Origin of the sequence: Pseudomonas parafulva, assembly GCF_002021815.1 — a bacterium.
Taxonomy (GTDB): domain Bacteria; phylum Pseudomonadota; class Gammaproteobacteria; order Pseudomonadales; family Pseudomonadaceae; genus Aquipseudomonas; species Aquipseudomonas parafulva_B.
In genome coordinates this window covers 3,934,836-3,956,186 of sequence record NZ_CP019952.1, presented here as the reverse complement: position 1 = coordinate 3,956,186, position 21,351 = coordinate 3,934,836, and the positions used below count along the sequence as shown (strand labels likewise).

General features: G+C 60.8%; 13 protein-coding genes. 7 read left to right on the top strand and 6 right to left on the bottom strand.

From position 1 onward, the window contains the following. The first annotated feature begins 59 nt into the window (after positions 1 to 59). The 4 genes from B2J77_RS17740 to B2J77_RS17725 all read left to right on the top strand — a co-directional run bounded on the left by B2J77_RS17740 (position 60) and on the right by B2J77_RS17725 (position 7,758). Positions 60 to 2,882 (top strand): ATP-binding protein, encoded by a 2,823-nt coding sequence (locus B2J77_RS17740; RefSeq protein WP_078479119.1) that lies wholly within the window; start codon positions 60 to 62, stop codon positions 2,880 to 2,882. After that, on the top strand, positions 2,879 to 4,066 hold the full coding sequence (locus B2J77_RS17735) for an EAL domain-containing protein (protein WP_153302518.1): 1,188 nt from the start codon (positions 2,879 to 2,881) through the stop codon (positions 4,064 to 4,066). Before B2J77_RS17740 ends, B2J77_RS17735 begins: the two co-directional genes overlap by 4 nt. 115 nt (positions 4,067 to 4,181) lie before the next feature. Next, on the top strand, positions 4,182 to 7,082 hold the full coding sequence (locus B2J77_RS17730) for a hybrid sensor histidine kinase/response regulator (protein ID WP_078479455.1): 2,901 nt from the start codon (positions 4,182 to 4,184) through the stop codon (positions 7,080 to 7,082). A gap of 28 nt (positions 7,083 to 7,110) precedes the next feature. Beyond that, the gene (locus B2J77_RS17725) at positions 7,111 to 7,758 is read left to right on the top strand and encodes a response regulator (protein WP_058638618.1); all 648 of its coding nucleotides are present in this window, start codon (positions 7,111 to 7,113) and stop codon (positions 7,756 to 7,758) included. A gap of 298 nt (positions 7,759 to 8,056) precedes the next feature. Here B2J77_RS17725 and glyA read toward each other — a convergent pair whose 3' ends face one another. After that, positions 8,057 to 9,310, bottom strand: coding sequence for a serine hydroxymethyltransferase (glyA, locus tag B2J77_RS17720; RefSeq protein ID WP_023533265.1), 1,254 nt, complete (start codon positions 9,308 to 9,310; stop codon positions 8,057 to 8,059). A gap of 251 nt (positions 9,311 to 9,561) precedes the next feature. Then, complete coding sequence (locus tag B2J77_RS17715; RefSeq protein ID WP_078479117.1) at positions 9,562 to 13,431, bottom strand: EAL and GGDEF domain-containing protein; 3,870 nt, start codon at positions 13,429 to 13,431, stop codon at positions 9,562 to 9,564. A gap of 199 nt (positions 13,432 to 13,630) precedes the next feature. Between B2J77_RS17715 and B2J77_RS17710 the strand changes: the two genes are divergently transcribed. From B2J77_RS17710 to gdhA, 3 genes are all read left to right on the top strand, one after another. Continuing rightward, positions 13,631 to 14,029, top strand: coding sequence for a hypothetical protein (locus tag B2J77_RS17710; RefSeq protein WP_078479116.1), 399 nt, complete (start codon positions 13,631 to 13,633; stop codon positions 14,027 to 14,029). Positions 14,030 to 14,280: 251 nt separating this feature from the next. Further along, complete coding sequence (gene ettA / locus B2J77_RS17705) at positions 14,281 to 15,948, top strand: energy-dependent translational throttle protein EttA (protein WP_023533201.1); 1,668 nt, start codon at positions 14,281 to 14,283, stop codon at positions 15,946 to 15,948. A gap of 298 nt (positions 15,949 to 16,246) precedes the next feature. After that, positions 16,247 to 17,587, top strand: a complete 1,341-nt coding sequence (gene gdhA / locus B2J77_RS17700) for an NADP-specific glutamate dehydrogenase (RefSeq protein WP_078479454.1) — start codon at positions 16,247 to 16,249, stop codon at positions 17,585 to 17,587. A 72-nt stretch (positions 17,588 to 17,659) separates the two neighbouring features. Here gdhA and B2J77_RS17695 read toward each other — a convergent pair whose 3' ends face one another. The 4 genes from B2J77_RS17695 to B2J77_RS17680 form a co-directional block, all read right to left on the bottom strand. After that, entirely contained in the window at positions 17,660 to 18,160 is a 501-nt protein-coding gene (locus B2J77_RS17695; RefSeq protein ID WP_058638615.1) for a GreA/GreB family elongation factor, read from the bottom strand. A 70-nt stretch (positions 18,161 to 18,230) separates the two neighbouring features. Continuing rightward, positions 18,231 to 18,581, bottom strand: a complete 351-nt coding sequence (locus B2J77_RS17690) for a hypothetical protein (protein ID WP_078479115.1) — start codon at positions 18,579 to 18,581, stop codon at positions 18,231 to 18,233. A 143-nt stretch (positions 18,582 to 18,724) separates the two neighbouring features. Next, positions 18,725 to 20,578, bottom strand: a complete 1,854-nt coding sequence (locus B2J77_RS17685; protein ID WP_058638613.1) for a DUF4105 domain-containing protein — start codon at positions 20,576 to 20,578, stop codon at positions 18,725 to 18,727. Between the two features lie 72 nt (positions 20,579 to 20,650). After that, positions 20,651 to 21,139 (bottom strand): DUF3015 domain-containing protein, encoded by a 489-nt coding sequence (locus B2J77_RS17680; RefSeq protein WP_023533283.1) that lies wholly within the window; start codon positions 21,137 to 21,139, stop codon positions 20,651 to 20,653. Positions 21,140 to 21,351 lie beyond the last annotated feature (212 nt).

The window sequence follows — 21,351 nt, the reverse complement described above, 5'->3', positions numbered from 1 at the left end:
ATCGCCAGATTGAGATTCGTCCTATTCAGGTCTGTCGGTGCCGCCCCTAGGCTGGCTGCATGAAGCTAGCCAACCTGTTACCTGCCGCCCAGTGGAACCTGTCAACGCCTATTGCAGCGCGTAATCTTCTACGCCTGTTTGCGATCACCCTCGTAGCGGGTGTCTATGTCGGCGCCTACGGTTACATGCGCATGACCCTGAACGAGGAGATTTCGTCCCGGCGCAGGTACATGAACGAGGCCATCTTCAACGCCCAGGATTTCTTTGTCAGCCGTCAGACCTTGCTCAAGTCGCTGGGGCTCTCGACGGTCAAGCACGCTGCCACTGCCAGCGATAGCGAAACTTACATTCCGGGCGAGGAAGTCCATATTGTTCTCCGTCAGCCCAGCGGTACCTGGAGCTTGTGGCTGACGCCGCGCATGCTGGATTTTTTGCGCACCAAGCAGACCAACCTGGTATACGTGCCGCACGCTTTGGATGCGTCGGTGCAGTGGCTCTACAGCCGGCCCGAGGTCCCACCCCAGGTTCCCAACGCCGTGCTGCAACGCCTGCGCGGATCGACTGGCGAACCAGGAAACGAGCAAATCTGGCTGGCGGACCCTGGAGACGATAAACCGCCCTCGCTCTACATTTTCATTGCCATGGATGAGCGCGACCGCGCTTCAGGTTGGCTGGGGCTTGAAGTAGAGGGCCCGCAGCTGGTGGCAGCGTTGCGCCATGAGCAGGCGGGTGAATTCCAGCTGGTCGACAGTGCAAGCCAGATCATCGCCAGCAAGGACCGCGAGCAGCAATTGACTTCCCAGCGCCATACGGCAACGCACGTGGATGATGGTTTCGGTTGGGAAGGCGGCTATTGGCTCCCAGACCGCCTGAGCATTCGCAAACAGCTCGACCATTCGGACTGGCAGATCATCTACAGCACACCCTTGGCCTCTATCGTCCCAGTGCTGATTCTGCCGTTCGGGCTGGCAGTATTGATCAGTGTCGCCGTCACACTGCTGATGCTGTGGCTGGTCCGCCGGGTCGACTTGCGACTCATCCGCCCGGCAGCTGCTCGAATCGAGGCATTGGTCGAAAGCGAAGCGTTTAGCAGTGCCGTCATCCGCACCGCCCCGGTTGCGCTGTGTGTATTGCGTCGTCGTGACGGTGCGGTGGTGTTGGCCAATCGGCTGAGCGAGCAGTGGCTTGTAATGGGCGATGAGCGAACCCGAGCCTGTCAGGACTGGATTACCCGTGCGTTTGGCAAGCCTGCGCAGACCAGTTGCACAGAAGAGCTGCAAATGGCCGATGGTCGTCACCTGTGTCTGAGTTATGCACCTACCCGCTATCGACGCGAAGATGTTCTGATCTGCGCCTTCAGCGACATCACCGAACGAAAAACCGCCGAGCTTTCGCTGCAACAGGCCAGGGCGCTGGCCGATGCTGCCAATGAAGCGAAAACACTGTTTCTGGCCACCATGAGCCATGAAATCCGCACACCGCTCTACGGCATGCTTGCAACGCTCGAACTGCTTTCGCGCACCCACCTCGATAGCCAGCAAAGGGGGTACCTCAATGCCATCGAAGGCTCATCGGCCACCTTGCTGCAGCTGATCTGCGATGTGCTGGATGTGTCCAAGATCGAGGCCGGGCAACTGGCGCTGGAAGTCAGTGCGTTCTCACCCGTCGAGCTGACCCAGGACGTTATGCAGGGCTATATGGGGGCTGCGCACACCAAAGGGTTGCAGTTGCTCAGTTGCATGGACCCGCAGCTTCCTGAGCAGGTATTGGGCGACACGACGCGTACCCGCCAGATCCTTGGCAACCTGCTCAGCAACGCGGTCAAGTTCACCCGCAGTGGCCGAATCATGGTCAGGCTTCACCTGGTTGGGATCGAAGGGGAGCGCATGATGCTGCGCTGGCAGGTAGTGGACACGGGGCAGGGCATCCCCGAGCAGGACCAGCAGCACCTGTTCGAGCCCTTCTTTCAAAGTGGTCCCAGTACCAACACGGTGGCAGGGACCGGCCTGGGCCTGTCCATCTGCAAGCGGCTGGTCGAGTTGATGAACGGGTCGATTCGTGTGTTCAGCGAGCCGGGCCTGGGCAGCAGCTTTTCGTTCACGCTGCCGCTCGGGCAATTGGCGCTCGATGAAGATCAGAGCTGGGCCCAGCCATTGCTCAACCAAGGCGTGATGGTTTATTCACCTGTTCCCGAACTGGCCGATCATGCCGCTGGGTGGCTGCGTCGCTGGGGTGCCCGGGCGCAGGCGATTGGCGTGCCGGACGTCCGTCATGAGCCGGGCATCGTACTGGTCGAGTTATGTCCAGGGCCTGCCAGCTCGGCTGTCATCAGGCAATGGCCTGGCCCATTGGTATTGGCCTGCGCCGATGAGCACGCGCTTTCTCGCCCTTCGACTCAATACTGGCAGGTGGGGCTGAACAATCTTCAGTGCCTTAACCAGGCGGTGAGCCAGGCCCAGGGCATCGAGGCCCGACACAGCGCCACAGCCCGTCAAGCAATGATCGAAACCAAACTGTGCATTCATGTGCTGGTGGCTGAGGACAATGTCATCAACCAGCTGATCCTGCGGGATCAACTGGAGAAGCTCGGCTGCACGGTCACTCTTGCCAATGATGGCGAGCAAGCGCTGGCGCTGTGTCAGAAGGAAGTCTTCGACCTGGTGCTGACCGACGTGAACATGCCCAGGATCAACGGGTACCAGCTGGCGCAGCACCTGCGGCAACAGGGCCATGCCATCCCCATTGTGGGCGCAACCGCCAACGCCATGCTCGATGAGGCGGAGCGTTGCCTGGGCGCCGGAATGGACCAGTTTCTGGTCAAACCCTTCACGTTGCACGCGCTCTACCAGTGCCTGCTGCCGTACCGTAAGGGCGCGGCCTGATGATCTATCGCGTTTTGATCGTCGAGGATCACCCCTTTCAACACCAGCACCTGGCACAGCTGTTCCGGTCCGTCGGTGGGTTCGACGTCGCGCTGCAAGCCGATGCCAACCTGGCGATCGAGCAGTTGCGCAACCAGGCCTACCACCTTGTCGTCACTGACCTGATGATGCCGCAATTGGACGGCGTACAGTTCATCCAGAAGATGAGCCTGCTACCGACGCCTCCGGCGCTGGGGCTGATGACCGCGGCTTCTGCGCGCGTGCTCGCCGGCGTTGGCAAGGTCGCCGAGAACCTCGGTATTCGCCTGGCCGGCATGATCAGCAAGCCCGTGCAGGCGCATCATGTCGCTGCACTGCGTCGCTACATGGATAGCGCCTGCGCTCAAGGCCACTTGCAACCTCGATCCTGTTCCGGTGGTCATTCGGCCAGCGCGCTTACCCGTGCACTGCAGGCGGGCGAGATACAGGCGTGGTTTCAGCCCAAGAAATCCCTGCTCGACGGCAGGATCGTCGGTGCCGAGGCCCTGGCCAGATGGCTGCATCCAGCCGAAGGTCTCTTGCTGCCGCGGGCATTTCTGCCCGATTTGGAGGCTGCAAGGCTTGATTTGCCGCTGCTGTGCAACATGCTTGAGCAAACGCTTAGCGCTCAATCGCTTTGGGCCGCAGAAGGATACAGGCTACCGGTCTCGATCAATCTGCCCACGCACCTGCTGGACCGTCCCGATCTGGTCGACACGCTGCACCGAAAGGTTCGAGGACGAGGCGCCGACCCCAGGACCATCACCTTCGAGTTGACAGAAACGTCGACCACCCGGCGCTCCAGCGATTACTTTGCAGGGACGTGCCGGCTGCGCATGATGGGCTTCGGCCTGGCGCAGGATGATTTCGGCAAAGGGTACAGTTCCTATTCCAACCTGATCTCCACGCCTTTCACCGAAATGAAGATTGATCGCTCCTTGGTCAGTGGTTGTGCATGCAACCCCGACATGGCCATCGCCTTGGCCAGTGCCGTCCACCTCGGGCGCGCGTTGGGGCTGGTGACAGTAGCAGAAGGTGTTGAAACGCGAGAGGAATTGGAAGTTGTACGCAAGGCCCAGTGTCACCAGGTGCAGGGGTTCATCATCTCTCCAGCCGTGGACCGAGACAACATGCTCTATTTGCTAAACGGGCAGAGCGTTGAATAAAGAATCGGATGCTCGAATAAACGTTTCAGCTACGTAAATATGTCGCTATATGGCATGAATTTTGTGTCTGTTGGAGCACTCTCACCTTCATAGAGTGATGTCGACGATCAACACCATGAAAAATGCAAGCTTGCGCATGGACAAACTTGCGCGCAGCTCTCAGCGCCTGAACAAGGCAATCCTGCTGCTCAGCGGGCTCATGCTGCTGTTGTCCAGTACGTGTTACTGGGCAGTGTCGCGCCTGCTTGAATCGGAGCAGCAGCGGCTGGAGCTGCATTTTGCCCGGGTGATCGAAATCATCCATGAGCACGAGATCTTCCTGCAGAATCTGGCCAACAGCATGCCAGCCGGTGGCGAGCTTCCTCCACCCGTGGAGCAGGGTGTCACAATGCTCGATTCAACGAGCATCGACGGCAAGACACTGCTCAAGGCGAAGGGATTCGAACTTTCCTTACCCTTCACCCTGGCCTACACCGGCGATTTCCGGGACCAGGAAATACGCGGCGCCTTGGGGTTGGGGTTGCGTCTGACCGACTACTACGGGGGGTTCTGGGCCCGCTCGTTCTACGCATCGCCACAACTGTTCGTGCTCGAACGGGGAGCGGGCGCAAGCATTGCCGTGCCCGCTGCTGGCGACCAGCGTCAGCATCAGCCGCTGCTGCCTCGCCATTATGTAACCGTGGTCGATCGCTTGGTGCACTTGTTGGCTCAACCCGACATGCTGCCCGACCAGCGTGTCCATTGGGTGCGAGCGCCAGCGCGCCTTTACAACGACAACCTGCGCATGGTCGCACTTTTGAAGCTGGCGCCCGAGCACACCCTCAAGCCGAGTGCGACGGGCGATAGGGAAATGGTTTTGGCTGCGGTAATGGATACGGAGCAGGTCGATGAATTCGAGCGTGTGCTCAGGCTATCGGTCTACAACCAGTTCACCCTGATTTCCCCAGATGGCAAGGTCTTGATGGGAGAGCGCGGCAAGGGTGATCTGGCCCCGCTTGGCCTGAGCTTCAACCGGAGCGGCTTGCGTTTCAAGATGATGTCGTCGTCGGGAGACGCGTGGACTGGGCTGTATGCCATCAGCTACGGGGACTTTCTGCGCTACGCCAAATGGCCTCTGCTTGGCCTGGCGTTGACAATCATCGCTGCGATCCTGCTAGGGCTCTGGGTCAATCACTGGTACAAGTCGCGCATCGTTCGACCCGCTCAGCGAGCTCAAGTCCGGCTGGCGGAAAGCGAGGCCTTCAGCCGCATCATCCTTCACAACGTGCCGGTCGGGCTGTGCGTTGTGAGGCGCCACGATCACAGGGTGTTGTTGGAAAACGAGTGCGCAGTACAACTGGGCGTTACCGCAGCGGTGCTTCAACTGCTGCGTGATAACCACGGCGACCAGGCGCCGGGCGAACTGTGCCTGCAGGTAGACGGGCGTTACGTCCAGGTGGTAGCGGTCGCTACCCGTTACGACGGAGAAGACGTGTTCCTCTGCGGCTGCAATGACATCACCCGCCACGTCGACGAGCAATTGCAGCTCAACCAGGCCCACCAGCGTGCAACGGCTGCCAATGAGGCCAAGACCGTTTTCCTGGCCACCATGAGCCATGAAATTAGAACCCCGCTCTACGGTGTGCTGGGCAATCTTGAACTGCTCTCGCTGACCGAGCTCAGTAAGCGCCAGCGGCATTACCTGCAAATCATCGAAAACTCGTCGACAGTGCTGTTCCAGCTGATCAGTAACGTTCTGGATGTGACCAAGATCGAGTCTGGGCAGATGGCATTCGAGCATGCCGCTTTCGATCCGCGTCAGCTGGTCGACGACGCACAGGCCAGTTTCGAAGCCACAGCTCAAAGTAAAGGGCTGCAGCTTGAAGCTGAAATAGACGCCCATGTGCCTGCACAGGTAGAAGGGGATGCCGGGCGGATCAGGCAGATCCTGCACAACTTGCTAGGCAACGCGATCAAGTTCACCCCCTCTGGACGCGTACGCCTGCGCTTGATCGTTCAAGAGCGCAGCGATCAGGATGTGTTATTGCAATGGCAGGTGACGGACACCGGAAAAGGGATTCCCGAAAAGGCCCTGGAGCATCTGTTCAAACCGTTCTACCAGGTATCGGCAGGGCAGGAAGGAGGAGGTGCCGGGCTCGGGCTTTCCATTTGTTCACGCTTGAGTGAGTCGATGGGCGGCACCATGCGCGTGGTCAGTGAGCCTGGCCTTGGGAGCAGCTTCTCACTGTTCATACGCCTGCCCGTTGTAGCCTCCTCGTCGACCGTGGTGCCTGTGCAAAAAGAGGGGTCGCAGGCGCCGTCTGCACCATTGAAGTTGAGCGTTTTGGTGGCTGAGGATAACCCAGTCAGCCAGGCGGTCATGCGTGAGCAGCTCGAAGCCATCGGGGCTTACCCAACCGTCGCGGCTGATGGCCACCAGGCACTTCAACTCTGGCACGCCAAGCGTTTCGACATGGTCATCACCGACATCAACATGCCCAAAATGAACGGCTACGCGCTGACCCGCACGCTGCGAGAGGCAGGCGTGGACGTACCCATCATCGGCATCACCGCCAATGCGCTGCGCGAAGAAGGTGAGCGTTGCCTGCAAGCGGGTATGACCGCGTGGATCGTCAAGCCTCTGAGCCTTGGTGCACTGCGGCAGGTACTGATGAACCACTGCCCTGGATCGACTGGTACTCAGGCTGCAACCGACCCGGGCAGTGAGGATTTTTCAGGCTGGATTCAATTGTCCCAGCCCATGCGCCAATTGCTTGCCCAGACGTTGGCAAGCGACATCGAACAGTTGGAAAAGGGGGTGATCGAGCGCGATGCAGTTCTGGTCGAACAACGGTTGCATAGTTTGAGCGGTGCATTGGCCAGCATCAACGCGACCGCGTTGTACACCGCATGCCAGCGACTGGAAAACATGTTGCAGGAACTGCCGCTGGACGCACGCCTGGGCGGGCAAGTCCGTGCGCTGTGCGAGCGGCTTGCCCAGGTCGCGCAACGCTTGTCAGACGAGATTCCCGGATGAGCCTTGTCCCCTATTGGAGTATTTCTGCATGCCTCATCACAAGGTTGTCATCGCTGACGATCATCCCATCGTTCTGCTGGGGGTGCGTGAAGTCATTCAACGCATCGGGCGTTATAAAGTCGTCGGTCAAGCCACCAACTCATCTGAATTGATCGATCAACTGCGCCTGCACAACCCTCGCACCTTGATCACCGACTTCAATATGCCGGGGGATTGCACCTACGGGGATGGTTTCAAACTTATCGAGTACATTTTGCGTCACTTCCCGGACACCCAGGTCATCATTCTGACCATGATTTCTAACGGGTTGATTCTGTCCCGGCTTCAGGAACTGGGTGTGGCAGGGGTCATTCAGAAAAATCACCTGCATGATGAAATCGAAAAAGCGCTGAGTGCCATCCGCAAGCGGCGGCGGTACCGAAGCCCATTGCCGGCACCCACATCTGTGGTGCGCGAAGCCGTGAAGGTCGAGGCACGCTTCAATCAGCTGTCCCCCAGAGAACTCGAGGTCATCCGGCTCTTTGTCACTGGGATGACCGTAGGTGATATCGCCCGGCAACTGTCGCGCAGCAACAAGACAGTCAGCGCGCAGAAGGTGTCGGCGATGCGCAAACTCAATGTCGACAGTGACCAGGACTTGCTGACTTACTGTATCGAATCCAGGCAATTCCAATAGCCAGGGTCTGTGCCTGGCTTGGGGAGTTGGAAAGCGGGTGCGTGGCCGTCAGCACAGGCATGCAGACGATTGGACACGCATCGCAACAAGCCCAGCTTCCTGCTGGACCAGATTAAACGTGTTACCGCTAGACGCGTATGTGAGTCTCCACGCTGTGGGTCATCGCATGCCTCCAATGTTTCAGGGACGAACTCAGAAATCTATGCTGATGCGCACAGGGGATAACCGGAACGGGTTCCTAACGCAGGATGCAAAAAAGCCCGGCACCTGGCCGGGCTTTCCAGTTAGCGATCAGCGATCAGTTGCCGTACACCGGCAGCTTTTTGCAGATGGCTTTGACCTTCTCGCGCACGGCGTCGATCACCGCTTCGTTGTTCAGGTCGGCGAGGATGTCGCAGATCCAGCCAGCCAGCTCACGGCACTCGGCTTCCTTGAAACCGCGAGTGGTCACGGCCGGGGTGCCGAAACGCAGGCCCGAGGTGACGAACGGGGAGCGTGGGTCGTTCGGCACCGAGTTCTTGTTGACGGTGATGAACGCCTTGCCCAAGGCCGCGTCAGCGTCCTTGCCCGAGATGTCCTGCTTGATCAGCGACAGCAGGAACAGGTGGTTTTCGGTACCACCGGATACCACGTCGAAGCCACGCTCGATAAAGACGCTGGCCATGGCCTGGGCGTTTTTCACCACTTGCTGCTGATAGGCCTTGAACTCTGGCTGCAAAGCTTCCTTGAAGCAGATGGCCTTGGCTGCAATCACGTGCTCCAGCGGGCCACCCTGGGCGCCTGGGAAGACCGCGGAATTGAGCTTTTTCTCGATCTCTTCGTTCTTGCGAGCCAGGATCAGGCCGCCGCGCGGGCCGCGCAGGGTCTTGTGCGTGGTGGTGGTGACGACGTCGGCGAAGGGCACCGGGTTAGGGTAGACGCCGGCGGCGACCAGGCCCGCCACGTGCGCCATGTCGACGAACAGGTAGGCACCGACCTTGTCGGCGATGGCGCGGAAGCGGGCGAAGTCCAGTACCTGGGAGTACGCCGAGAAACCGGCAACGATCATCTTCGGCTTGTGCTCGACCGCCAGGCGCTCGACTTCGTCGTAGTCGATCAGGCCATTGCCGTCGATGCCGTACTGTACGGCGTTGTACAGCTTGCCCGACGAGCTGACCGAAGCACCGTGGGTCAGGTGACCACCATGGGCCAGGCTCATGCCCAGGATGGTGTCACCGGCCGACAGCAGGGCCAGGTAGACAGCGGCGTTGGCCTGGGAGCCAGCGTGCGGCTGGACGTTGGCGTAGTCGGCACCGAACAGTTGCTTGGCGCGGTCGATGGCCAGTTGCTCGACCACGTCGACGTATTCGCAGCCACCATAGTAGCGCTTGCCTGGATAGCCTTCGGCGTACTTGTTGGTCAGTACCGAACCCTGGGCTTCCATGACGGCCGGGCTGGTGTAGTTTTCCGAGGCGATCAGCTCGATATGCTCTTCCTGGCGCAGGGCTTCTTGCTGCATGGCTTCGAAGAGCTCGGCGTCGTACTTGGCAATGGTCAAATCACGGCTGAACATGGCGGTCCTCAAGGATCGGGGGTGAAGTGGGTGGGCATTCTACCCCATTGACCCGCCGCTGGCATATGAAGTGGCATCAAGTCGCGGACCAGTGGGGCTCATGTTGCATCCCGCGCCGTTGCTGGGCTGGGCGGGCATTCGAGTTGACTTTCAGGTCCGGTTTTTGGCGTTGCCTGCGTGTGGTGCGCGACCAGACGTGAGAGGCCTCGCTGCCGTTTCAACCGCAGCGCGAAGGCAGAGTCAAGGGCGGCTCAATTGAACATGAACAACGTCTCATTGGCGAACTGTGCCTCGAACTGATGCGCCGGCATCGGTCGTCCGAACAGGTAGCCCTGTACTTCGTCGCAGCCGTGCTCACGCAGGAACTCAAGTTGCTCATGAGTCTCGACGCCTTCGGCGATGACCGCCAGGTTCAAGCTGTGGGCCATGGCGATGATCGCCCTGGCGATCTGCGCATCCTGCTCACCTTCGGGCAAGCCGTCGACGAAGGTACGGTCGATCTTCAACACATCGATCGGGAACTGCTTGAGGTAGTTGAGCGAAGAATAGCCGGTCCCGAAATCGTCCACTGCAATGCTCAGGCCCAGGTTCTTGAGGCTGGCCAGAATCTGCAGCGCTTCGTTCACTTCGCGCATCAGGATGCTTTCGGTCAGCTCAAGCTCAAGGCACGCCGGTGGCAGGCCGCTTTCTTCCAGGATGTTGGCGATCCGCGTACCCAGCTGACCATCGGAAAACTGGCGCGCGGAGATGTTGACCGACACTTTCGGCACACGCACCTTGGCTTTGTGCCAGGCCTTCAGCTGACGGCTGGCTTCGCGCAGCACCCAATCACCGACGTCCACCACCAGGCCCAGTTCTTCGATGACGGGAATGAAGTCGCCCGGTGGCACCAGGCCGCGGGTGGGGTGCCGCCAGCGCAGCAGTGCCTCGGCACCGGTCAGGCGCTTGCCGTCGCCGCTGAATTGCGGCTGGTAATACAGAATGAATTCGTTCTGCTCCATGGCATGGCGCAGGTCACTTTCCAGTTCCAGACGCTCCAGGGCGCTGGCGTTCATCTCGGCCTGGTAGAACTGGAAGTTGTTTTTGCCGCGCTCTTTGGCGTGATACATGGCGGTGTCGGCGTTCTTCATCAATTGGCTCAACTCGCCGCCATCCTGCGGGCTGAGTGCGATGCCGATGCTGGCCGTGACGAAGAACTCGCGGTTCTCCAGCACGAACGGCTTGACCAGGCTGCCGAGGATGTTTTCAGCCACGTGAATGGCGCGGTTCAACGCCAGCTCGCGGGTAGGCCGGGGCTGTAGCAGCAGCGTGAATTCATCGCCGCCCATGCGCGCGACCGTATCGTCCTCGTCTACGCAAGCCAGCAAGCGCAGCGCCATGTCCTTGAGCATGCGATCGCCCGCGGCATGGCCAAGGGAGTCGTTGATAGGCTTGAAACGGTCCAGGTCCAGGAACATCAACACCACCCAGGCCTTCTGCCGCTCGGCCTGCTGCAGGGCATTGTACAGCCGGTCCTGGAACAACGTACGGTTGGGCAGGTGCGTGAGTGCGTCGTAGTAGGCCAGGCGGTGAATGCGCTGTTCGCTGGCCTTGCGCTCGCTGATGTCGGTAAAGAAGCACACGTAGCTGGCCAGGTCGCCTTCATCGTCCAGCACGGCAGTGATGCCTACCCAGGCCGGGTAGTGATCGCCATCGCGGCGCTTGAGCCACACCTCGCCCTCCCAGCTGCCACGCTGGTTGAGCTGCTTGAGGATGTAGCGCAGGTGCGCCTGCTGCTGGTCGTTCATGACCAGCATGCTCGGCAATTGGTCCAGCACCTCGCTGACCGCGTAGCCGCTGACCCGGCTGAATGCCTCGTTGGCCTGCACGATGTAGCCGGCAGGGTCGGTGATCAGTATGGCCGAGGTCGAGTGCTCGAAAACCGTCGCGGCCATGCGCAAGTCTTTCTCTGCACGGCGCTGCTGGCTGATATCGCGACCTACTCCCAGTACACCCTCGAAACGCTGGTCGTCATCCCAGACCAGTACCAGGCGCAACTCGATGGGGATCTTGCGGCCGTCGGCGCGCAGGCAGTCGAACAGGAACAGCTGGGTCGGCAACTGGCCACGCAGTTCGGCCAGTTGAGCCGGGTCGTCCATCGCCTTGCTTACCCGCTCCATCAACCCGTAGATGCCCGTGAGCTGGGCGGGGTTGGCGATGATCGAATGCCAACCGTTGGCGAAGATCCAGTCGGCGTGATAGCCCAGCACGCTTTGCACCGAGGGGCTTACGTAGTCGAGCTTGAGCTGGCTGTCGGTGGAGAAGATCACGTCACTGATGCTTTCGGCCAGCATCCGATAGCGCTGTTCGCTGTCGCGCAGCGACTGGCTCGCCTCGATCTGTACGGTCACGTCCTTGCCTACACCGATGATGCGCGTCACCCGGCCGTCGGCGTCACGAGCCAGCACTTGCTCACGTATGTCGTAGCAGCGCCAGTTGCCATCATGGTGCCGGAAACGCAGCTGGCAGTGCAGCGGCAAGTCATGGCCGTTGTCGAGCTGCTGTTGGCGCAGGTCCTGGTAATGCGCGGCGTCTTCGGGGTGCAGCAGCAGCTCCCAGAAGCGGTCGCCCATGCGGGCCAGTTCCGTGCGGTCATACCCCAGCGTCTGGCCTAGGTGGCGGTTGCTGAAGATCATCCGCTGGCTGTGGATATCCTGGACGTAGAGCTGATCCGGTACGGTACGCACCACGTCCGACCAGAACCGCTCGCGCTCGAGCAACGACAGCTCCACCTTCTTGCGGCTGGTGATGTCGCTGATGCTGAGGATCACGGCCTGGTAGTTGCGGCGCAATTGCGGCAGGCGCGCTGTGAGCCACAAGTGCAGTGCGTCGCCATGCGGAGCAGGCAGGCGCACCTCGAGCTCCAAGGACGGGCGTTGGTCGATCAAGGCCTCGAGCAGTTGCATGCCAACGCTGTCCTGGCCGTCACCGCTGTCGTCGATCAGGCGCTGCCAGGCCTGCTGGTGGTCTTCGATTTGAAGCAACTGGCGCGCTACCTGGTTGATTTCGGTGATCTTCAGTTGCGCCAGGAGCGAGCGGCGCAGGTGAGGGTCCAGCATCAGGCTGTGCTTGAGCGCGGCGCGGTTGCGCACGTGATAGCGGTCCAGTTGGCCGGGCAAACTGGACAGGTCCAGCACGCACAGGGCCACACCTGTGCCTTCGAAGATCTCCTGATAACGCCTGCGGTCTTCCTGCAGGGCCCGCTGCCGGCGGCGCATGTTGACCAGCGCCAGCACTGGGAGCAGGGCGCAGAACAGCACCAGCAGGCATTTGCCTATCAAGGCAGGCAGCAGGTCATTGCGCGCCCGGTCAGCGTCGAACAGGCCGCGCAGTTGCCAGGCACTGTTGTCGATGAACGCCAGCATGACGCTCTGCAAGGGCGCGTCGGGGCGCTCGGCGGCCAGGTCGCGTTGCAGCACCTCGCCTGTACGGCTGTTTTCCAGCAGCCATAGCAGATGGTCAGCTTCGTGCAGATGGCCGGTAAGCGCGCGGTAATAATCAGGCGACAAGCGCAGTAGCCAATGGCCTTGGCCTGGTGATTGGCTCAGCAACAGGTACACGTTGGCGTTGCTGGACGCATTGGTAAAGAAATAGGGCCGCTCCTGGTTGAGCCTCAGCACCTCACCGATGACTGCGTGGTCGTCGCTGGCAGGTGCACTGTCGGCAACGATCTGCCCGGCATCGTCTATCCAGACCACGCTGCGCAGCGCAGGCACTCGCTCGCGCAGCGTGACCACCAGGGGCCCAGCTGCCGATGCCGCCACGGTTGGGTAGGGCTGGAGCAGGTTGATCGCCTGCTGCGCCTTGAGTGCCATGTTCAGACCCAGGTGGTCCGCCAGCTCGGTCGTGTCTTCCAGGCGCTTGTTGCGCAGTTCGGCCTGGGTCAGGCTGAACTGCGCGAACAGCTGCCAAAGAAGCAGCCCGAGCAGAATCAGGGCGAGCAATGCCAGCGCACCCTTGATCGACCCGCGCAGGCTGGCAGCGGGCGCCTTGGACACGCTACGCGATGACGGCGGTGGAGTGAGTGTGATCAAGCGTCGATCCTGCGATGGGCCTGGCGATGGCAGGGAGGGGGCGGGCATGGCGTATGCTTTTTTTATGAGGTAACCGATGCGCGGTGGCGCACTATAAGCCGACCACTCGAAACCGGCTAGCATGCCTCGCATTATGGCAAAGTGCCAGTGCCATTCATGCTTCTGACCGCCCCTATTCGGCAAGCGCATGCCTGCTGTGCGAGAATACCGCCCGCTTTACATGACAATGCTTGGGAGATGTTCGGTTTTGGTTACTCATTTTTCCATCAATGGCCTCGATTCCGCCTGTGGGCGCAGCAGTCAGACCCTTGTCAGCTCTGCCGTGACCGAGGACGTGTCCTGCAAATCGTGCCAGCGCTCACTGGCCAAGCCCGAGGCAGCCACTTCTACCAAAAGCAAGGCGCCGTCGCTGGCCGAGCTGCGCAAGTCTGCCAAGGCTCCCGTCCCAGCTGCAGTGGTTGGCGCCGCCCCACATGCGCCGACGGCGGCATCGGTCACGTCCGGCACCTCTGATAACCGTGTCGGCGCTGCGCAGCCTGCGCGCTCGGGCGGGTTCTGCGTCAAGTCCGCCTGGGCGGCGCGCCTGGCCGAGCAAGGCGACCGTTGCCGACTGCCACGGGGCAAGGTGCGCCAGCGTCACGTCTGAGCAAGGGCTGCTCACCAGGCGCGGCCGCAGGGCATGATCGCTGCTGCTCGACGACCGTTCCAAGCCTGCACCGCCGGCAGATCCAGGCGTGTACAGCGCCGTGATGCCGGCGCGTTGTTGCGCTCGGCGCCTCCTATCAAATACTGCGCGTTGGCGTAGAATGGTCCACTTTGTTCAACGACACCCGACCCTGGCCGACCCGCTGGGGCGATCGTCGATGTCTTTACCTATCTGAATTAGAGGGCTTGGTTTTGGCTCAATACGTCTACACCATGCATCGGCTGAGCAAGGTCGTGCCGCCGAAGCGGGAAATCCTGAAGAACATTTCCCTGTCGTTCTTCCCTGGCGCCAAGATCGGCGTGCTGGGCCTCAACGGCGCGGGTAAATCGACGCTGCTGCGGATCATGGCGGGCGTCGACAAGGAATTCGACGGCGAAGCCCGTCCGATGCCTGACATCAACGTGGGCTACCTACCCCAGGAGCCTCAGCTGGACCCGAGCAAATCGGTCCGTGAGGTGGTCGAGGAAGCCGTCAGCGTCATCAAGGACGCCCAGGCGCGCCTTGACGAGGTCTACGCGGCCTACGCCGAGCCGGACGCCGACTTCGACAAGCTGGCTGCCGAGCAGGCCAAGCTCGAATCCATCCTGCAGGCCGCCGACGGGCACAACCTGGAACGCCAGCTGGACGTGGCCGCCGACGCGCTGCGCCTGCCGGCTTGGGATGCACGCATCGAGCACCTTTCCGGTGGCGAAAAGCGCCGTGTCGCCCTGTGCCGTCTGCTGCTGTCGGCGCCCGACATGCTGCTGCTCGACGAACCGACCAACCACCTGGACGCTGACTCGGTCGCCTGGCTCGAGCGCTTCCTGCACGACTTCCCCGGTACCGTGGTGGCCATCACCCACGACCGTTACTTCCTCGACAACGTCGCAGGCTGGATTCTGGAACTCGACCGCGGCGCTGGTATTCCTTATGAAGGTAACTATTCGGGCTGGCTGGAAGCCAAATCCGACCGTCTGGCCCAGGAATCCAAACAGCAAAGCGCCCATGAAAAGGCCATGAAGGAAGAACTGGAGTGGGTGCGCAAAGGCGCCAAGGCTCGCCAGTCCAAATCCAAGGCACGTCTGCAGCGTTTCGAAGAACTGCAGTCGCAGGAATTCCAGAAGCGCAGCGAAACCAACGAGATCTACATCCCGGCCGGTCCGCGCCTGGGCGACAAGGTCATCGAATTCAAGAACGTGACCAAGGGTTATGGCGACCGCGTCTTGATCGACAACCTGTCCTTCGCCATGCCCAAGGGTGCAATCGTGGGCGTGATCGGGGGTAACGGTGCCGGTAAATCCACCCTGTTCCGCATGCTCATGGGCAAGGAACAGCCGGATTCGGGCAGCATCGAGATCGGTGAAACCGTGCAACTGGCCTGTGTCGACCAGAGCCGCGAGGACCTGGACGGTGCCAAGACCGTGTTCCAGCAGATTTCCGACGGCTCGGACATGATCCGTATCGGCAACTACGAAATCCCGTCGCGTACCTACGTGGGCCGCTTCAACTTCAAAGGTGGCGACCAGCAGAAGTTCGTCAAGGACCTCTCGGGCGGTGAACGTGGCCGTCTGCACCTGGCGCTGACCTTGAAAGAGGGCGGCAACGTCCTGCTGCTCGACGAACCGTCCAACGACCTGGACGTCGAAACCTTGCGTTCCCTGGAAGAGGCACTGTTGGACTTCCCCGGCGCCGCTATCGTGATTTCCCACGACCGTTGGTTCCTGGACCGCGTCGCGACTCACATCCTGGCGTACGAGGACGACTCGAACGTGGTGTTCTTCGAAGGCAACTACACCGAGTACGAAGCCGATCGCAAGAAGCGCCTGGGCGACGCCGCTGCACAGCCGCACCGTGTGCGGCACAAGAAGCTGGCGCAATAAGCCAGATCTTGCTGCACAGAAATGGGGCCCTCAGGGGCCCCATTTTCGTGCGTGTAGCACAACCTGGCACGATCCTGTCGGCAGGTCGTGAGGGCCTACGGCAGATCTTCTAGCGCCTTGTATCTCACGCGTGTTGCTTGAACGATCGCCGCCATCTTTCCCGAAGGTTTGTATACATTTACATAAAACGCACCAAATTATTTCAATAAAACGACATTTCGCCCTATTGCAGGGCAATTGCTTCTTGGTACATTCGGGAAAAACCAATAAGTCCAATCCTCTTGGTGAGATGTCTACCATGATCGAATCCGTCGACAATTTCCTTGCACGCCTGCAACAGCGGGACCCTGGCCAACCGGAGTTTCACCAGGCTGTCGAAGAGGTGCTGCGCACCTTGTGGCCCTTTCTGGAAGCCAACCCGCACTACCTGCAAGCGGGCATTCTCGAACGCATGGTCGAGCCTGAGCGTGCAGTGCTGTTCCGGGTGTCGTGGGTGGACGATCAGGGCAAGGTCCAGGTCAATCGCGGTTACCGTATCCAGATGAACAGCGCCATTGGCCCTTACAAGGGCGGCCTGCGCTTTCATCCTTCGGTGAACCTCAGTGTTCTGAAATTCCTGGCATTCGAGCAGGTCTTCAAGAATTCCCTGACCTCACTGCCCATGGGCGGTGGCAAGGGTGGGTCTGACTTCGATCCCAAGGGCAAGAGCGACGCCGAAGTGATGCGCTTCTGCCAGGCCTTCATGAGCGAGTTGTACCGTCACATCGGCGCCGACTGCGATGTACCGGCCGGGGATATCGGGGTAGGCGCCCGTGAGATTGGGTACATGTTCGGTCAGTACAAGCGTCTGGCCAACCAGTTCACCTCCGTGCTGACCGGTAAGGGCATGACCTATGGCGGCAGCCTGATTCGTCCGGAGGCCACGGGCTATGGCTGTGTGTATTTTGCCGAGGAGATGCTCAAGCGCCAGGGCCAGCGCATCGACGGTCGTCGCGTGGCGATCTCGGGTTCGGGCAACGTCGCGCAGTATGCGGCGCGCAAGGTCATGGACCTGGGGGGCAAGGTGATCTCGCTGTCCGATTCCGAAGGCACGTTGTACGCCGAAGCGGGCCTCACCGACGCGCAGTGGGAAGCGGTGATGACCCTCAAGAACGTCAAGCGCGGCCGCATCAGCGAGCTGGCCGAGGAGTTCGGCCTGGAGTTCCGCAAGGGCCAGGCGCCGTGGAGCCTGGCCTGCGACATCGCGCTGCCATGCGCGACGCAGAACGAACTGGACATCGAGGATGCCAAGGCGCTGTTGGCCAACGGCTGTATCTGCGTTGCAGAAGGCGCCAACATGCCGACGACCCTGGCGGCTGTGGACATCTTCCTCGAGGCGGGCATCCTCTATGCGCCCGGCAAGGCGTCCAACGCCGGTGGCGTTGCGGTGTCGGGCCTGGAAATGTCGCAGAACGCCATGCGCTTGCTGTGGACTGCCGGCGAAGTGGACAGCAAGCTGCATGGCATCATGCAGTCGATCCACCACGCCTGCGTTCACTTTGGTGCGCAGGACGATGGCCGGGTCAACTATGTGAAAGGGGCCAACATTGCGGGCTTCGTGAAGGTGGCTGATGCAATGCTGGCCCAGGGGGTCGTCTGATTGGGTGAGGCTTCGCAGCCCATCGCCGGCTACTCGGGTATTGAGCGGCCTCGCCGGGCCGGCTGCGGTGGGTTATTGGCCCGCCGCTTCGATCTCGATGATCTCGATGGCCTGTTCACCGACAGGCCGGCGCCATGTCACTTCATCTCCCGGGGCTGCGCCCAGCAAGGCCCTGCCCAGAGGTGATCCCCAGTTGATCAGGCCACGTGCCGCGTCAGCCTCATCTTCCCCAACCAGGCACACCAAGTGTTCCTGGTCCTGATCGTCGATGAACCTGACGCGGCTGCCTATCTGCACTTTTTCGGTGGACAGAGCTGCCGGCACCACCTGGGCACTTTGCACCCTGGCGGCGAAATACCGCAGATCCCGCTCGACTTCGGCTAACCGCTGTTTGTCGGCACGCTCGCCCTGAGCCTGCAATTCACTGCGCAACGTATTGAGTTCGGTCAGGCGCCGTTGCAGCTGGCGCAGGCCGTTGGCGGTGACGTAATTACGCTGGTCGCTGACACGCCGCTCGACCGGTTGGTCGGCCTGGGCGGCGGCTTGGTCTTCGTTGACGAATGCTCGGCTCATGAGTGCCTCCTTGTGCAGAAGACCATCATGGCAGGGGCAGGGTTTCAAGCGATGTCCAGCTGCGACACCTTCAGCGCCAGGCGCGGGCGGCGCCGCGGTCTTTCTCCTGCTGCCACTGACGGTCCTGTTCGTCCCAGAAACGCTCGTGGTAGCGCTGCTGTTCGGCGCGCTCCTGCATGGCCTGGCATTGGCGAAAGCCATCGTCCCAGCCAGACTCGTACTGCCGTTCTTGAAGATAGCGCGGCACGTTCTTGCGAAAATCACCTGCTGGTACACCCGCGGCCTGACGGCCGCTGCTGCACCCGTCCTCGAAGCCATCGGCGTAGGCAGGGGGAAACCCTTGGCCAAGCATCTGCTCGTGAGTCGTTTCGCACCCCGACAGCAGCATCACCACGCACAGACCCCACCAGAACCGCCCCATAGACCTTGCCCTCATGCCATCGAGGTAAAGTCTAGAAGGCCAGTTGTGGGCGTGCTGTCAAAACCGTGTCAAAGACTGGTCGAGGCGGGCCACTGGCCGCAGTTCCGCTGTAAACATGAACACTTTCGCAACAAACCAGCCCATCAATAGTGATACCACTTCACTTCCAGCATCACCTCGTTCTGCGCTGTGGACAGGTGGCTGAACTGGCGCGAGGCACTCAGGCGCAGCCCCAGGTTCTGGCTGATTTCCCACTGCTGGTTCAGGCTGACGCTTCGGCGCACCTCGCCATTGGTGAAGTAATCGCCCTTGGCCTCCAGCGTCATGTTGCCAAGCCCATTGCGCCACAGCAGCCCGCCATTGAAACCTGCGGCAGGCGCGATGAATTGCGCGAAGTCGTTGTGGTGTTCTACACGGACCGTGCCCAGTGCAAAGCCCAGCAGGTCATCACCCAACTGCCAGGTGCCACCGGCGCCACCATTGACGTGGCTCACCAGCACCTCGTCATCGTGTTTGCCCGGCACTCGCTCAAGGCCGCCGGCCACTTGCCACGACCAAGGCTTGAGCAGTTCGTTGCGCGGTGTCAGCGAACGGATGGTTGCCAGGTCCAGGCGTTGCACTTGCCAGTCATTGCCTTCGTACTGACGCACTTTCAGTTGCAGGATCTCGATCTGCGCCCCCAATGGGAAGCCGTAGGCGTTGTCGTTGAGATCATGGTAGGCCATGCGCAGGCCATACTCGGCATAGGCGCGGTCTTGGCGAGTGCCCACACCCAATTGCCAGGTCCGCGAATCATGGCCGTCCTCGGGCAAGCCCGGGCGCTCGATGGCCAACGGCGGCGGCGGGTTGGTGTTGATCGCGCGTAGCAATTCGAAGCTGCGCTTGGCTTGGCCGGGGTCACGTTCCTGGCCATTGGCTCGGTAGCGCTCAAGGCGGTAGGCGGCGTCTTGTACCAAGGCCTGCCGCTCACGGGGCAGTGCCTTGAATGCGGGGCTTTGCAATTGCGCCGTGTCGGCGCTTACAGCCAGCACCTGGCGTTTCTCGTCATGGTCCAGTGGCTCAGCACGCGCCAGCAGTTCGCGTTCGCGTGATGGCCGGTAGATTTCACTGGCGACCAAGCCCGATTGCTTCACCGCCTTCACGGTGTCGGTCGGTATGGCGGTCAGCGGGAACTGCGAGGTCAGGTCCAGGCCTGGCCGAGCCACCTGCAGCAACTCCAGCAGGCGATAGGAGCAGTTCTCGTCGAAGAAGAAGTAGTCGAACTGAATCTGTTTCAGTTCCCAGACGTGCTCGACCATGCGGCCAGTTTCTTCTGGCGTGAGGTCCAGCTGGTATTCCCACAGGTCGCGGTTTTCCAGGCTGCGGTATTCCGACAGTTTCTCCTGGTAGGGCATCAGCGCGAACAGCCCGGGATAGCCACCGGCCAACCCTTTCCAGGCATACAGAATGCTGTTGTCGCTGCCTTCGATGTACGCGCCGAAGTTGATCGCATAGCTGAGCAGCGTGGTGTCGTCACTGCGGGTAGTGGACTGGTCGATGCGCAGCAGCGTGTGCCCGAACATCGACGAGGGGCTGTTCAGGTAGGCAGCCGGGAAGATCAACGCGGCGCTGTGCGGGTCGATCGACTGGTACCAGGTCTTGAATTCCTGGCACTGGGGTTGCGGCAAATCCTGTAGGCCAAGTTGCTCTTTGAGCCAGCGTGTACGGGCCGGGAATACACATTGGGCGTGCTTGTCGCCCAGGCTTGCCGGGGCATACAGCGCCTGTACAGTCGCTTTCAGCTCTCGGTCCGGATGGTGTGCGCCATCCTGGGCAAGGAAGAAGGCGTCATCATCCACGTAGCTGCGCCAGCCACCGAGCTTGCCGGTTTCGTAATGGCCCAAAGCAATCCAGTAGGGGGTACTGGCCAACTGCTGGAGACGGCTTTGATCCAGCATCGGCGCAGCATGAACAGGGGCGCAGAGCAACAGCGCCAGAGAGGCAAGGCGTTTGAGCATATCGGGCAACTACTTCCAGACGATGCCGAAGAAAGAGAGACCCGCCCCGGAACCGGGGCGGGAAACGCGCGTTTAGGCTTCGGTAGCGTACTTGGCCAGGCGTGGGTCGTTCTTCAGAACGGCCAGGGTGTTGCTGTGCACGGTTTCAGCATTGACGTCGGCGCTGCTGAAGATCTGGTTGAAGTGGTCGTGGGTAACCGATGCGAAGTGCGCACGGTCCTCCGGCGCCACGCCCAGTACCACGGCGTAGGTGGTCAGTGCTTCACCCTGACCCATGGCCATGTCTTCGGAAAGCTCGTTCATCATGCCGTTCATGGCAAACCACGATTTGCCGCCGTAGGTCAGTGCAGACTTGGTGGAGCAGCCGTTGGTGCCGGAGGTCATGCCGAAAGTGGCGTTACCGGAAGTGCCGTTGGTGGTGGAAGCCAGGAAGTGTGCCGGAGTGCCGCGCTGGCCTTCGAACAGCATGTTGCCCCAGCCGCAGTTCGGGCCGCCTGGCGCGTCGGCCATGGCGTTGAGCGAAGCGACGGTGAACAGAGTACCCAGAAGAATCCGTTTCATAGCATTTATTCTCTATTTGACTTAAACCAAGGGTCAGGTTTCTGGCAACTCGGGTGCCAGGTCGGGAAAGCATTTCACCCACCCGCGCAAGTTGGAGTTTAGGCATGTTCCAAAGGTTGCGTTACTGATTGCGAAAAATTTGCTTGTACAAGACACCGTCGCACCTGCGACATAAATCCCCAGGAGCCTTGCAACCCGCGCGCAGGCAGCGC